This window comes from Silvanigrella aquatica (assembly GCF_001907975.1).
Taxonomy (GTDB): domain Bacteria; phylum Bdellovibrionota_B; class Oligoflexia; order Silvanigrellales; family Silvanigrellaceae; genus Silvanigrella; species Silvanigrella aquatica.
The window spans coordinates 26,780-42,057 of sequence record NZ_CP017834.1 but is presented as its reverse complement, the minus strand read 5'-3'; the positions used below and the strand labels follow the sequence as shown (position 1 = coordinate 42,057).

Annotated in this window: 14 protein-coding genes; 8 read left to right on the top strand and 6 right to left on the bottom strand. The window is 31.5% G+C overall.

Going from position 1 to position 15,278, the window contains the following annotated elements; all coding sequences use genetic code 11:
- Window position 1: 1 nt before the first annotated feature.
- Complete coding sequence (locus AXG55_RS00175; RefSeq protein ID WP_148696136.1) at window positions 2–937, top strand: ABC transporter permease; 936 nt, start codon at window positions 2–4, stop codon at window positions 935–937.
- Between the two features lie 39 nt (window positions 938–976).
- Window positions 977–1,582: a cob(I)yrinic acid a,c-diamide adenosyltransferase gene (locus tag AXG55_RS00170; protein WP_148696135.1), complete on the top strand. Its 606-nt coding sequence runs from the start codon at window positions 977–979 to the stop codon at window positions 1,580–1,582.
- Window positions 1,583–1,606: 24 nt separating this feature from the next.
- On the opposite strand, the gene AXG55_RS00165 is transcribed toward AXG55_RS00170, so the two are convergent.
- The 3 genes from AXG55_RS00165 to AXG55_RS00155 all read right to left on the bottom strand — a co-directional run bounded on the left by AXG55_RS00165 (window position 1,607) and on the right by AXG55_RS00155 (window position 4,617).
- Window positions 1,607–3,490: an Lnb N-terminal periplasmic domain-containing protein gene (locus AXG55_RS00165; RefSeq protein ID WP_233231264.1), complete on the bottom strand. Its 1,884-nt coding sequence runs from the start codon at window positions 3,488–3,490 to the stop codon at window positions 1,607–1,609.
- Window positions 3,491–3,552: 62 nt separating this feature from the next.
- Entirely contained in the window at window positions 3,553–4,089 is a 537-nt protein-coding gene (locus tag AXG55_RS00160) for a DUF3015 family protein (protein ID WP_148696133.1), read from the bottom strand.
- 39 nt (window positions 4,090–4,128) lie between these two features.
- Entirely contained in the window at window positions 4,129–4,617 is a 489-nt protein-coding gene (locus AXG55_RS00155; protein ID WP_233231263.1) for a DUF3015 family protein, read from the bottom strand.
- Between the two features lie 166 nt (window positions 4,618–4,783).
- Between AXG55_RS00155 and AXG55_RS00150 the strand changes: the two genes are divergently transcribed.
- The 3 genes from AXG55_RS00150 to AXG55_RS00140 all read left to right on the top strand — a co-directional run bounded on the left by AXG55_RS00150 (window position 4,784) and on the right by AXG55_RS00140 (window position 8,737).
- Complete coding sequence (locus AXG55_RS00150) at window positions 4,784–5,686, top strand: alpha/beta hydrolase (RefSeq protein WP_148696131.1); 903 nt, start codon at window positions 4,784–4,786, stop codon at window positions 5,684–5,686.
- 289 nt (window positions 5,687–5,975) lie between these two features.
- Window positions 5,976–7,301, top strand: a complete 1,326-nt coding sequence (locus AXG55_RS00145) for a M12 family metallopeptidase (protein ID WP_233231262.1) — start codon at window positions 5,976–5,978, stop codon at window positions 7,299–7,301.
- An 11-nt stretch (window positions 7,302–7,312) separates the two neighbouring features.
- Complete coding sequence (locus AXG55_RS00140) at window positions 7,313–8,737, top strand: M12 family metallopeptidase (RefSeq protein ID WP_148696129.1); 1,425 nt, start codon at window positions 7,313–7,315, stop codon at window positions 8,735–8,737.
- 284 nt (window positions 8,738–9,021) lie between these two features.
- On the opposite strand, the gene AXG55_RS00135 is transcribed toward AXG55_RS00140, so the two are convergent.
- Complete coding sequence (locus AXG55_RS00135; protein WP_148696128.1) at window positions 9,022–9,648, bottom strand: fumarylacetoacetate hydrolase family protein; 627 nt, start codon at window positions 9,646–9,648, stop codon at window positions 9,022–9,024.
- Between the two features lie 214 nt (window positions 9,649–9,862).
- Between AXG55_RS00135 and AXG55_RS00130 the strand changes: the two genes are divergently transcribed.
- Entirely contained in the window at window positions 9,863–12,043 is a 2,181-nt protein-coding gene (locus AXG55_RS00130) for a DEAD/DEAH box helicase (RefSeq protein ID WP_148696127.1), read from the top strand.
- Here AXG55_RS00130 and AXG55_RS00125 read toward each other — a convergent pair.
- Window positions 12,038–12,796: a TerC family protein gene (locus tag AXG55_RS00125; protein ID WP_148696126.1), complete on the bottom strand. Its 759-nt coding sequence runs from the start codon at window positions 12,794–12,796 to the stop codon at window positions 12,038–12,040. The two genes, AXG55_RS00130 and AXG55_RS00125, sit on opposite strands and share 6 nt — an antisense overlap.
- A 128-nt stretch (window positions 12,797–12,924) precedes the next feature.
- Window positions 12,925–13,506, bottom strand: a complete 582-nt coding sequence (locus tag AXG55_RS00120; protein WP_148696125.1) for a lysozyme family protein — start codon at window positions 13,504–13,506, stop codon at window positions 12,925–12,927.
- Window positions 13,507–13,593: 87 nt separating this feature from the next.
- Between AXG55_RS00120 and AXG55_RS00115 the strand changes: the two genes are divergently transcribed.
- Together AXG55_RS00115 and AXG55_RS00110 are read left to right on the top strand one after the other, a co-directional pair.
- Window positions 13,594–14,793: a Tim17/Tim22/Tim23/Pmp24 domain-containing protein gene (locus AXG55_RS00115; protein ID WP_148696124.1), complete on the top strand. Its 1,200-nt coding sequence runs from the start codon at window positions 13,594–13,596 to the stop codon at window positions 14,791–14,793.
- 30 nt (window positions 14,794–14,823) lie between these two features.
- Window positions 14,824–15,276, top strand: coding sequence for a hypothetical protein (locus tag AXG55_RS00110; RefSeq protein ID WP_148696123.1), 453 nt, complete (start codon window positions 14,824–14,826; stop codon window positions 15,274–15,276).
- The last annotated feature ends 2 nt before the right edge of the window (window positions 15,277–15,278 follow it).

The following is a 15,278-nucleotide window of genomic DNA, read 5'->3' as shown; positions in this document are numbered from 1 at the left end:
GATGGAATTAACGGAATGGCTCAATAACTTATCTTCAATTGGCGGTTCTACAATTCGCATGTCCGCCCCTCTTATTTTCGCTGCTTTAGGCGGTTTAATGAGCGAACGCAGCGGAATTATCAATATTGCTCTTGAAGGAAAAATGCTTGCTGGGGCATTTACAGCAGCTGCTGTAACGACTCTCACCCATTCTCCCTTTTTAGGTTTCCTGTGTGGTGGCCTCGCGGGAATGTTAATGGCGGCATTATACGGTTTATTTGTAATTAATTTCAAATCAAATCAAATTGTAACAGGTACTGCCATTACAATTTTGGCAGCGGGTACAGTCCCCTTTATATCGCAAATATTATTTCAAAATACAGGTTCTACACCAGAAATTCCTATGGGGAATCGCTTTATTCATGGCCCGATTATTGCGGCATGGGTAATTATGGGTCTTATTTGGCTTTGGTTTAAATATTCTCCTTACGGCATGTGGCACAAATTTGCTGGAGAACATCCCGATGCTCTGCAAACATCTGGGATTGATGTAATTAGAACCCGTTGGAGCGGTGTGTTACTTTCTGGATTTTTAGCAGGATTGGGTGGAGCAACTCTCTCAATATGCCTATCCAGTAGCTACACACGTAATATGACGGCAGGTCGTGGTTATATGGCACTTGCCGCACTCATTGTAGGGGGTTGGCGCCCCATTGCGGCCGCGTTAGCATGTCTGGCATTCGGATTTTTTGATGCTCTTGGAATTTTTTTACAAGGCATTCAAATGCCCAAACTCACTGCTGACATCCCTTTTGTCACACAGTTCTGGAATTTTTTAGTGTCGCCACAATTCATACAAATCATTCCTTATATTCTAACAATAGTCATTGTAGCTGGTTTTGTTGGCAAAAGCAGAGCTCCAAGAGCGCTGGGACAGCCCTATTTACGTAACAGATAATTTGCATCGTATTTAACACCTTATCATTAAGGATGAAACATGCGCTTAGTCAAAGTATACACGAAAACAGGTGATAAAGGTACAACGGGATTAGCCGATGGAAGTCGCGTTTCAAAAGACGATTTAAGACTAGAAAGCTATGGCACAATTGATGAATTAAATAGTATTATTGGAATATGCCGACAAAATATAAATACCATTCCCGCTAAAGAACAAAAACTATTAGACTCATGGTTAATTGCCATTCAGAATGATTTATTTAATTTAGGTTCCGATTTAGCAACACCTCTTTCAGCCCGTTGGGATAACATGATCACAATTAGTGAAATAGATGTGAAGCAATTGGAAAAAATAATTGATTATTGCCAAAATCAGCTGCCTCCCTTACACGAATTTGTATTGCCAGGAGGTACTTTATTAAATTCTTATCTTCACCTGGCTAGAACGGTTTGCCGTAGAGCAGAACGCTTAACTGTGACTTTATCTAAAGAAAAAGAAATTAATTTAAATATTATTCCTTTTATCAATAGACTTTCCGATTTATTATTTATCTTATCGAGATGGGTTCAAATCATCATAAATAAAAATGAAGTTACATGGAATAAAAATCGGGGAGTTAGAGAACTAAATAATATTTCCGATTAAAAAAATAAATAGCTTCAATTATTCTTAAAAATAAATTCTAAGACCTAAAGATACTTCAGATACGCCCTCTTTATTCGTAAGACTTAATTGAGTTTCAAAATTCTGCACCATAAAATAGGAAAGATTTAAAGAGTTTTCCATAGCATCAATATTTCTATCTTTATTAAATCTTTTTGATAACTCTGATTTTGCAACTATTTTACAAGAGTGAGACAATTTCGCCATGGCTCCAAGTAAAACAGTGGGGCCTATATGTGCTCCAAAATCTTTTGAATAACCAACATCTGCTTCTACAATAGAAAATAACAAAAACTGGTTTTGAAATCCAAATAAAGCAGAACCAATTCCTAATTTTAAATATTCTCTTCCTTGCGAAGCAGCATCGCCATATCCAAATCCATATTCATATCCTGTATCAAAATGCCATGCTAAAAAATCAATATTTGGTACTTGTTCAGGTAAGGAAGTAATTTCTAACAAATGAAAATTTTTTAAATAAATAAGACTATTTTTATAATCTGCTCTTAAAATTGTATCTAAAAATCCGACCCCTAAACCATTGCTATATCCATTTTCGTTCGCTTCAATATCATGAAGAGCGGGACGAAAACGAATATCAGAAAAGACATCTCCAGAAAAAGAAGAACCTAAATTTAATGATAATAAACCAGAATCATGACCTAAATGGGGAGGGCTCGATTGAGGATCATTTTTTAGAGGCTCAGATTTTACCGCATCATTTGCACGAGCAATTAATAATTTATTTCTCAAATTTTGATAAATAATAGGCTCATTTGAACCAACAAGCTTTTCTTTATAATCTATATATTCAAGAGAAGCATCAATAACTCTTGCTTTACAAAACTTATCACAATTTTTAAAATCTAAACTAGATAAAGAATCATAATTTGATAAAACTTGTTCTACAAAATTATTTTCATTTTTACTTAATACTGCCATTCTATTTAAATATCGAGAAAGAACAGATGGTCTATATGTAATATTTGTTACAAAATTAGGAGTTTTTGTAACTATTCTAATCGTATCTGAGGGAATGGCATAAATTAAAGTTTTTCCAGTTAAATATAAATCAGGTTTTGCCGCTTCAAGTAAAGCAAGCATGACATAAGAACAATTATCATCCAAATAGTAATAATCAATATAAGTTGAACCCATTTCCCAAAGAACGAGCTCAAGCATTCTAATTTCATTTTTTGTTAAATTTAATTTATATTCCCACAGATCACGGCTTTCATAGTTATTATACTCCTGAATTTTTTGATAATAGGGCATTACAGAAAAGCGTCCCTGATACCCCCCCGCAAGTCCTTTTATAGGATATAATAAACCTTTTATTGCGGGAACAAATGCTGAAAAATTTGCGATATCATCTAAAATTGCAGATTCTGAACTATTATTTGTATTTCTATGAAGCCTTAAAAAGGTATGCCCAAATAAAGAACCGGGTCCATCTGCAATATAATTTGAAAAAACTAATGAAACGCCTTCATAATCCAAATAATCAATAAATTTATGCAATTCTGGGCACTTTTGAAAAACAAATTTTTTATCATCGATTTTTAATTCATTTACTAACCAATAAAAACGAGCAGGGTGTTTACATTGTGGATGCATATAGTCTTTTGGAGGATTTATTGGAATACTTTCCTGAAATGAATTCAAAGATGCAATTAATTCGTGTTCAGGATTATTTTTTCCATCTACTGATAAAAAAAAAGATTTTTCACTTATTAGACTTTTTTGATTTAAACTTAAAAAACGATCAGGTATAAATAAAATTTTTTTCCACGCTCTCGTTTCCCATAGTTTTTTTGAAGTCGCATCGGCAATTAATTCATCTGTGTAAGTTAAATTTTTTCCGCTGACTTTTTTTGAATCTAAAAACAAAAAAATCAATATAAAAAATATAGATATTAAGAAAATTAATTTAATTTTAGGTAGACCCATTATCAAATAATTCTTAAGCAAATTTTAGACAGATTTTGATCTGATTTAACTTCCTTTAAATAGTTTTTAAGAACAACCGTTGGTTCATTCTGGGAATAAATTTGTTGATATTTTGTTTGACTTAGCTTAGCAAATTGTTCATTAGGACATCCAAAAACTTCTGCTAAAGCGGAAATATGATCGCCACTTCCCTGAGCTGCTTCTTTCGACAAACTTGATAAATTAACAGTAATAAAAACTTCTTGTTCTTTTGCTGCTAAGTCATTTCGAGAGGCAACACAATTAGAAGATCCCGTTGTTATTGCTGAAGATTGAGTAGATCCTGAAATTCCATTTACAAATGACGCTGCAATTTGGGGTAACATATCTTTTTCTTTTATAAATAAAGATGCCAAACCACATCCACCCATACCCCATTGATCCATATCTTTATAATCACCTTTTTTTGCAAAAGGATTTTCAGCCCAAGAGTTTGAATAAAAAGTTGACATAAAAACAAATCCAATTAATGAATTTTGAATTAATTTTTTTAATTTCATATTAGAATCTCCTAATTGACTTAATGTAAATAAAATAAATTAAATTACGAGAGAGCATCCGCTTGCCAATTGAGGATTATTTTTAATTTGAGATTGCACAACATCCAAAGCGGCCATACTACCTGGTGCAATAAATATTTGAGAATATGAACTTTGCATAAGTGATGCAAAATGATCAAAAACTTCTTTTTTACAACCAAAAGTATTTGAAAAAGCTTTTAAAGTTTCTCCATCTCCTTGAGACATTTCTTTTGATAAAATGGAATAATTTTCAGCCATAAACTTTTGTTGAGCGCTTAAAGCCGCCTGCTTTGAAGGTTCAAGACAATTTGAAGTGCCTGATGTGATTCCAAAAAGTTGAGATTCAAACGTGCCATTCGTTGTTGAAGCAAATACTTGATTTCCATCTGAACCCATAACAATTGAACCTAAACCGCATCCAGCCATTCCAAAAGGTGTTTTAGCAAATACTGCTGCTGAAGATAAAAGTCCTGCTATAATTAGTGGATAATATTTACTTCGAATCATTCGAACCTTCCCCTTTCCAAATTTTTTAAATTTGCACATACTTGTAAATTCTGTATAAATTATTACTTAAAAGCTACTCTAATTCAGGATGCTCAATTTAGAGATGCCAAAATAATGACTCAAGATTGAAATGAATTGATTATAATTCTCTATTAGGATTTTGAAAATGACTTTATTTTTTCGAAATATTTATATCCTCATTATTTTACTCATTACTTTTAATTTAATGGGATGTAATCATCTATTTTACTATCCAGATTCTGAAGTCCGTTTTACACCCGAAAAATTTAATTTAAAATTTGACAATATTACCATTGAGACAAATGATGATAATAAACTTAATGGATGGCTTATTCATGCAAAAAATAAAAAGCCCATAGCAACAATCATTCACTTCCATGGAAATGCGGAAAATATCACCACACATTTTATGTATTTAGCTTGGCTTACAAATAAGGGATTTGACATCATCGAATTTGATTATCGTGGTTATGGCTCTTCAACGGGCACTCCTTCGCGCAATGGATTATTTCTCGATGCCAAAACAGCGCTTCAATGGGCACGAAGAAATTCAAAAACAAAAGATATATTTATCATTGCACAGAGCTTAGGAGGCGCAGTTGCCCTACCCGCTTATGCAGATAATCCTATTGAAGGTGTTCAGGCCATTATCATTGACAGTTCTTTTGCCTCATATCGAAAAATTACGCGGCAAAAACTCTCAAGTATTTGGCTTACGTGGCCTTTACAATGGCCATTAAGTTTTCTTGTATCAGACGAATTAAGTCCTGTAGATACAATTCAAAGTATTCATGTTCCTTTGTTATTTATTCACAGCCCAAACGATCCCGTTGTCCCCTTTGAATCTGGCAAAGAATTATATGACACAGCTCCAAACCCTAAAGAGCTTTGGGAAATAGAATGGGGAGGCCATTGTTCAGCATTTGTATATAAAGATGACCTCTATAGAAAAAAATTAGTTGATTATCTTTGTCAGCATTTATCAACTCCATCAAAAATATGCACAATTGATAAAGAGCAAAATAACTCCATTGATTTAAAACCATAGTGACTTTTCCAATTTGAAAATTATTAATATATTCCTGACTTTAAAAATTTATTCCTTATCAAAAAAACGTTTTGACTTATAATTAATTTTATATAACTTATCTAAATAATTATAAGATAAAAATTCACATCAATTCATTCGCTATAGTTTTCATATCCATTTATTTTTTTTATATTTATTAATAAATTAATATTGACATTTATTTTTTTAATGATAAAAAAATAAATACATTTAATAAATGATCTTTGAATCATATTTAAATTCCAAGAAAACCATAAAGGAAAATATAATGTCTTTTAATAAATGTATTAATATACTTAAAATATTTTTTTTATTAAAAATATCTTCATTTTCATTTGCTAAAGATACTCGTGCAATTGTGGAAAAAAATTTATTTAAAGTTGAATATAATAATTCTGTTCGTTCAAAAAGATCCCTCATTTCACTTGCAAATCCAAAATGGACTGACGGTAAGGTTTTTTTTATATTTGACCATACTGATTCGCACTCCATTGCTGAAAAAAATATCATTCGTAATGCTATGAAAAAAATTGAAAATGAAGGCAATATAAAATTTATTGAATTAACAGAAAAAGATTTAAATACAAATCCTTATCCCTCATACATTATCATAACCAATATAGTGGGAAGTTTTGAAGAAGGTGGTGGATGCTACGCTCCTATTGGAATGCACTATGGTATAGGCCAGGTCAATTTAAGCTCAAATTATAGCGTTGAAGATGAAGAATTTTCATGCCTTATGACTAAAAAAGGTTTTCCTATAGATGGAATAATAATACATGAACTCTTACATGTATTGGGATTTGAACATGAACATAGTAGGGCAGATCAAATGGCATATATTAAGCTTCATTTAAGGAATGCTCGTAATATTTGCCAATCACCAGAACAGGCTAAAAATTTTGCACCCCTTACTGATGAAAATCACCTCATCATGGATGACTATGATTATTTATCAATAATGCACTATGATTCATTTGCCTGTGCAACAAAAGAATCGAGATTAAATTCTAAGCCCGTTATTACAAAGTCAAATGATGATATTATACTTAAAAATGAAAAATTAAGTATACAAGATAAAATAACTCTAAAAAGACTTTATGGTGCAAATAGAGATCACGTATTTCTCGATTCAAATGCAAACCCAGTTCAATACTGCGTTCCCTATAAAATTAGATTTATTGAAAAAAGCCCTTATGTCATATCTTATTTAAAGAAAAGACATTGGAATATAAATGGTTGGGATTATATAATAAAATCGGAATATCAATATTCTACAATTATTATTGAACCAAATGAGCCCAGTGGTTGTGAAAAAATAAATCAATTAAAAAAATATAATTTGTTTCACTTTGATGTTGAAAAAAATGCCCCCATTTTTTTCAGATTTAATAAGCCTAGTTATGATAAATACAATTATTTAAATATAAGTGATGGTTTAACTCGTTATTTGTATTTAGATATGAAATTAGAGCCCATTTTTCTAGATGAAATTGCAAAATCAATTCAATGCCTTGGCTCCCGAATGGGATGGTGTTACTTAGAAAAAAATTATTTTGAAGAAAGTAAAATTCAATTTATCACCTTATTTTAAGGAGAATATCAATGAAGATAATTTTTAAAATTTGTATATATTTAAAATTATTATTTGTTTTAACTTTATGTAATTATGCAAAAGCAATTATTAATAAAGATAAATTTGAAATAATTGAAGGAGATATTTTAATTTTAAAATCAAAAAATATAATTAAAAGATCGGCAAATATTTTACCTAATATTGAAATTAAAGAAAAATATCAAAATGGGGTATTAAAAATAAATTCGTTTCATTGGAATGGAACAATATATTATCGTTTTGATTCTAAAAATCCATTTTCCGAAGAGAATAAAAATAAAATATTATTTGTTATGAATGAAATAAAAGATATTGCAAAAATCCGCTTTATTGAATTGAAAAATAATAAAACAGAAAATCTTGAAAATAAATATTATTTAAATATAACAAACAATTCAGGCTCAAAGTTAAATGGAGACTTGGTAGGTTGCTTTGCTTCTGTTGGCAGAAGTATAGAATACAATGGCGGTTTTCTAAATTTAAGCTCTACTTATACAGATGAAAGAAATCTACCTGACTCATGTTTTAAAAAAGATAATAATAAAGAAACGCTTCGCATAATTAGGCACAAATTTATGCATATTTTAGGCTTTGAGCATGAGCAAAGTCGTCATGATAGAGATTATTATATCATAATAAATGAAAAAAATATTAATGAAAATTTTAAGAAAAATTCATCTAAAAATTTAAAAAAATTTGAAAAAGGTGCTCTTTCATACATAAGCAAATACGACACAGAATCTATTATGCACTATGATTCCTACGCATTTAGTGGTAATACAAATAAACCAACTCTAGCTAAATTAGATGGGAGTATCCTCTCGAAAAATTATGAATTTAGTGACTCTGACAAAATAGCTCTCAAAAGAGTATATGGTGAAAAAATAGGAATTCATGAGATTTTATACGATATTCAGGGAAGTCCACTAGAATACTGCAAACTGTATAAAATAAAATCAAATGCTAATTCTAAAGGACAAGTTGCTACATATGTCGGAAAAAAATCTTGGAATAATTGGGATTACATAATAGGAGTAGAAGAAAATCAGGGCTCTGTAATCTTATTAACTTCTAAAAATGTTGATCTAGATGATTGTTCCGGTATACAGAAATTAAGAGAAAAAAACCTTCCCGTTGATATGGAAGTCAGAAAATCAGACCACGTTAATATAATCTTTAGAGACAATATTTATCATCAAGACTATATTTATTTAAGCAACGATAAAAATTATTTTTTTCTTGATAAAAATCAAAATTTTCACTCTTTGAATGAATTACAACATTCTTTTATATGCACCCATATTATTATTTTAAAAAATACATGGTGTTTTACGCTCTCCATTATACAAAACTCTAAATTAATTGAATTTGTTCCAAGTTATAATATGGAATTATTTCCAAAAAAGTTTGATTAATTTTTTATTTCTAAATTAGGCCTACTTTAAGAGGCTTCGTGATCCCGCCACCAAATATAATGTACTGTATTTCACTAAATTTGGGAGCAATGCCATTCTCTTCAACATATTTAATTCCTTTTTTATAAAACAAATAGGCCTGAATAAAAATTAAAATAAAAAAATGAAGAGCTTTATGCCACAAACATTTTATAACTGAAGAATGAATGCTATTTTATAATTTTTTATATTTAGATTATTTATAGAATTTATAAATATTAAAGATCTAATATGATAAATAAAACTTAAATTCCCCAAAGAACGGAATAGCGAATCGCTCCAAAACTTAAGACACCTTTTTGTCCCGCAACAACAGGTCCGACACCAGCAGGTGTTCCCGTAAAAATAAGATCTCCCGCAACCAACGGAAAAAATTTACTAATGTAAGAGACACACTCGATAGGGTTCATGATCATATTTTTTCCAAAGCCCTCTTGTTTAATCTTATCGTCTAAGGAAAAAGTAAATTTTTCATCGAGATAATTAGAAAACTCGGAAACTCTCAGCCATGGACCGACTACTGCGCTGTCTGGAAAAACCTTACTCGTCGTCCAAGGGTGACCATTTTTTTTCTGTTTTGCTTGAAGATCTCTTAAGGTCATGTCTAAGCCAATTGAAACAGCACCTATGGCTTTTTCTGCTTCCTTAAGATCGAGTTGATAACCACCTTTATCAAGGCGGAGAACAATTTCGGCTTCATAGTGCAACGAACTTGAAACCTGAGGAATGACTAAAGAAAGTTCTTCATGATCAATAGCCGCGCGCAATATGCTCTTTGGTTTTATAAAAAGAACAGGATTTTCCGGTATGGCATCTCCAAGTTCTTTTGCATGATCGATGTAATTCTTGCCAACACAAACAATTTTATCCATAACTAAATCTCCAAGGGACAAGAAGCCCTTTTACTCATTAGCACATCATTTTTTGATTGGCATGTGCCATTTGGTAATTTAAAGAATGCGGTTGGTAATGTCTACTGGTGTTAAAATGAGTTTTATACTCCTCCAGGAATAGAGTACATTGAGTCGAATTAAATTATTTGCATTGCGTTAAGACTGTTAATAAGCAGCTTTGGAGAACTAAAACATGGGATTTAAAGGTAACAACAAGAATACATATCGCCCAAAACCACCCAAAGGGCCTATACGCCTTGCATTTGGTATTATGAATGAACAAAAAAATGAAATAAAACCAACTGTCTTGGAACAACCAAAATTTGAAAAACAAGAGATTGTAGGCACCTTAATTCTCAAAAATGCTAAAATTAATCTTGCGCCTGCATTACAATCAAAACACCTCGACCGCATAGTCAAGAATATTTCTAAAATTTACGAAGAAGGAAGATATTTAAAAACCAATACGATTGTTGATTTAGAAAACGGAAATTTTAAAATCACCTTTAATTACAATCAAAATACTATCGATCGCATCAAAGGTCTTGATAGAAATGAAAGACAGTGGGATCCAGACAGCCGTACGTGGAAGGTTTTCATAGGCGCTTTCGATGACCTTTTCGATATTTTAGGAAAAGGTTTTAAAATCACAGATGAAGCTTATTCCGCATTGTTAGAGTTTGTTAATGGCAAATATTATGCAAATATTGCTCCAAATAAGCTGGGAAAACTTATTTTACGTGAAAGCTGGTTTGAAGAGTTTGATTTGAGCTCTGAATTTTTACCAAGCATTGGCAGCGAGGCAATGCTGGACAATTCTGCAAGAAGTACAAATATTACTGCTGAACAAATTCAAAATTTAAATGTTATCAAACAACAAATCAATAAATTCCCATTTAAAAGAAAACCTTATTCCCACCAAATTACAGGTATGGAGTTTTTATTACAAAATGCTGCTTGTGCTTTATTAGACGAAATGGGTTGCGGAAAGAGTTTTCAAATTGCCTCCTCTGTTGCTATGTTATTGCAAAATAAATCCATTGATCGTTGCTTAATTGTGGCTCCCAAATCTCTTGTGCGTACTTGGCAAGAAGAAGTTTCTTTAGCGACTTCTATTCCATACACCGTTATTGAAGGTTCACCTGCGCAAAGAGCTAAATTAATGAATAGTCATTCGCCTATTTTTATTATTCATTATGAGGGAATACGTTTAGAAAAAGAAGCTTTATCAGAATGGATTCAGCAAGGCGAAGGAATGGTTGTATTTGATGAAAGTCAAAGAATTAAAAACCTTATTGCACAAACTACAGTTTGTGCAAAATTCATTCGAAATGCCGCAAAGCGCTGCGTCATTGCCACTGGAACACCTATTGCGAATAGACCTATTGACCTTTTTGCCCAATATTTTGTTATGGATAATGGAAATACATTTGGTTCAAGTTTTCCTGCGTTCAAAAATACGTTTTGTTATATTGACATCATTGAAATTAACCAAGGTAGAAAAAAAATTAAAGTTGAAAAATTTATTGGTGTTCGTAATGGAGAAGAGCTTAGAAAAAGAATTCAAGCCACAAGCTTGCGTCGTTTAAAAAGTGAAGTTCTCGATTTACCTCCTATAATTTATAAAGATTACTCTATTGAATTAAAAGCAGAACAAAAAACAATTTATGCTAAAATGAGAGACTCCGTACGCAGTGAAATCGAAAATATGAGTCCAGAAGAATATTCAATGCAGGCAAATAATATTGTTGTTCGTTTGTTACGTTTATCTCAGATCGCCTCAAATCCAAAATTAATTGATCCTAAATATACAGGACCTAATGCAAAACTTTCCGAACTTGATGACATATTAAATGATATTTTTTCCGATGATACGAAGAAAATTATTTTATGGAGCCACTTTGTTGGTAATGTCAATTCATTACAAGAAATGTATGCAGAAAATTGGGGTGCTGTGGCACACACAGGAGAAATGTCAATTGAAGAACGCTCACAAAGTGTCGAACAATTTCAAAACAATCCTGAATGTCGTTTATTTATAGCAACACCACAATCCGCTAAAGAAGGTCTCACCCTTTTACCAAAAGATGGTAAAATGCAAGCCGATACTATGATATATATGGATTTAAATTTTGATGCGGGAAGCTACATTCAGTCACAAGCACGTTTCCACCGTATTGGTCAAACATCAGAAAAATGCTTGGTCATTCATTTAGTTGGATTAGAAACTGTAGATGAATACATTAAGAAATCATTAATCGATAAAACACAAACAGCAGCTCAAATTTTAGATAATGCTTCTGAAGATCAATTGAATCAAATGATAGGCGATAAATTTACACTATCACGTGAAGAAGTGCTAAACATTTTATAAAACTTTTTTATAGAATGTTCTAATAAAACTTCTTTTCTTAAATTTCTTCTTATTTTCTTGATATCTCAATTGAAGAAGCTGAATGATTAATGCAAACACCAAAGTGACTCCTAAATAATACTTTGGTATTTTTGCATCAAATACTTCTAAAAATAAAACAACACCAATAACAAACATAAATCCCAAAGCCAATATTTTTATAGAAGCATTATTTTTTATAAAAATATTTATTTTATTGACATAAAACATCATAAAGAAAACCGATAAAAGAATAGCTAAAATAATAGCAACAACATTTTCTGTAAAACCTATTGCAGTAATAACGGAATCTATTGAAAAAACAGCGTCGAGTGCTATTATTTGAAAAATTGCAGTTAAAAATGAATATTTTTTTGTTTTATTAATTTGCTGGTTCATATTACTTTTTTTATACTCAATAATATAATATATTTCTTTAAAAGACTTCCATATTAAAAATGCTCCGCCTATAAAAAAAATGAGATCTTTTATTGTAATATCAAGATTATTAATATAAAAAAGAACTGTACTTAAGGATGTAAACCAAGATATAAAAAAAACAAGAGCAATTCTATTTAAGGCTGCAAAAGTCAATCCTAAAAACTGAATCAATTTTTGTTTTTCTTCCGCAACACGCTGAGAAATAATTGAAATCATTAAAACATTATCAAAACCTAAAATAAACTCTAAAACCATAAGTACTAAAAAAGTGACTAAGAAATTAGGCTCGGGCATTTACCTCTCCTTCAAACATAATATTAATTTAAATTAAACTATAAAAATTACAAGTTATTTATATTTATATTATTGAAATTTTATTAAAAAAATTTAATTAAGAAATACGTGCTTATTGAAGTTATATTTTATAAATAAGTTGATAAAATACTTTTTAGTTTAAAGCCTGAAGAATCTATTTTTTTTCGATATCCCCAACCTCTGTCTTGATTATAAGAATGATAACAATTAATCCATTTCATACCACAGGATCTCACATAAGACTTTAAAATATTTTGAGATAAAAAATCAACAGAAAAGGAGCCACTAAGAAAATCAATTGGCGAATGATTAAATTTAGATCCATTTGCTTTCCAGTTTATTTGCAAGGGACCAATGTCAACATTTTTATTTTTAAGTAATCCCTTTTTTAAATAAGAAACAGCGTTTAAACCCGTTAATACTTTTTTACCTTCTATATGTACGATACGCATTCTAAATCCTGATTCTACAAGTGCAATTTGCCAAATAATATCTGGATTTTTTGTTTTGCATGCTGCTTTTGCAAAGTTCATAATTAAAATAAGTTCATCAGCAGGTAATTTATGATCCGCTGCTTTTCCTGCCGCAGCTAAAAATAGCTCGTGACAAGGTATTTTTCTGACTTTGGCAACGTGTAAAAGAGCCTGCCCCTCAGGCACACGAACCCAGTAGTCAGTTGGAGGTAACACGACACACCTCAATAACAATGTTATCTAATTTGAAATAAAAAAAGACCGAGAACATATACCAACCTATAAAAACAAATGGAGATTGTATTGAATATAAAATTATTAAAAACTAAATTTTTAGTTTATTTCATCTTAATTTTAATTCAATACAAAGCTATTGCTAACAACCCCATTGAAATACCTCCCATTGACACACACCTTGGTGCAAGACCACTAGGCATGGGAAATGCCTTTGTTGGTGTTGCTGACGACGAAAACGCATTGTTTGATAACCCTGCCGGCATTGGATATACTGATCACAGAAACAAATCAAAGTCAATTGTAAAAAATGCCTCATTTCCAGATATTACAATATCAACAAATGCATATACTGCGGGCTTAATAAACGATTATTTTAATTCCTATCAATTTCCTTCAAATATAATAGGACAATCTGTTGCCGACGCGAACAAAAACCAAGTTGTTTTTGTTCGCGCAAGTTTATTTCCTAACCTTGTAATAGGGCATTTTCAAATAGGCTATCTCGCTGATTCCTATATTTCAGGCTATACAACAGATTTAAACTCCCCCAAAACAAGTGCGTACTCAACAAGCTCAAATCCTCTCACTTATGACAGAACTTTTACAGTTTTCAATCAAGATCAATATGGCCCCGTTGCCGGATTTAGTCTGCCTCTTTTAAAAAACTTAATAATAGGATTCGGGACAAGATTCATGGTACGAGAAACCGTTTCAAATACGATTGAAGGCAATTCAAATGGTCTTATAACTCAATCATCCCAAAATGCTGAAAGCAGCCTTAACCATACCGATGGTCTCGCATTTGATTCGGGGATTTTAATTCCTTTTCAAAACTCATGGAACCCCAAAATTGGGATTTCGTTCCTTGATATGGGTGATACCATTTATAATGCCACAAATAGTTCCTCAGTTAACGAGATTGTACGTATGAATACTAGAGCTGGATTCAGCATAAATCCAAACTTAGGAAAAAATGTTGGCGCCCTCATTTCTATTGAAGAAGAAAGAATTAATGATCCCCGTGTAAATGACCGAGATAAGATACGTGCAGGGTGTGAATTGAGTTTTGGCTCCTATACGGGAGCAGATGCTCCCGTATCCATAAGAGCTGGTTATGGAATGCAGACTTTTAGTGCAGGGATATCTTTAAATATCATCTTTGCGACTTTAGATGTTGCCACATATGGAGAAACGGTTCCTTTGAGCAACGGCTCAATAACCGATAGAAGATACGTTGCCCGGCTTACAGTAGATTTATTGAATTAATTTATTTGATTTGTTTCAGGGGGTTGCAAGGTGGATGTTCAGTTAAAGGATGGCATATATTTTGTCACTGGAGACATTACTGAATCGTGCAACTTAGGTGATTTTGGGTTGCCATCAGGTCAAGTAAAATTTGATTTAAGTAATGTAAGAACCATAAACAGCTGTGGTGTTAGAGAGTGGATTGTTTGGATCGGAAAATTAAAAATCAATCCCATTTACTATAATTGCCCTCAATCGGTTGTTATGCAATTTAATATGGTTAAAGAATTTTTATCAAATAATGCTAGAGTTGAAAGCTTTCAAATACCAGCATATTGCGAAAATTGCGGTGAACAAAAAATATTTGTGATGAAACTTGGTAAGGAATATACATTAGGAAAAAAACTCGAATATGACCTCCCCAAATGCGAAAAAGAGGGTTGCAGTATTGAGTCTGATGTGGATTTTGAATCATATTTTTATTTTATAGAAAATTTAAAATAAAT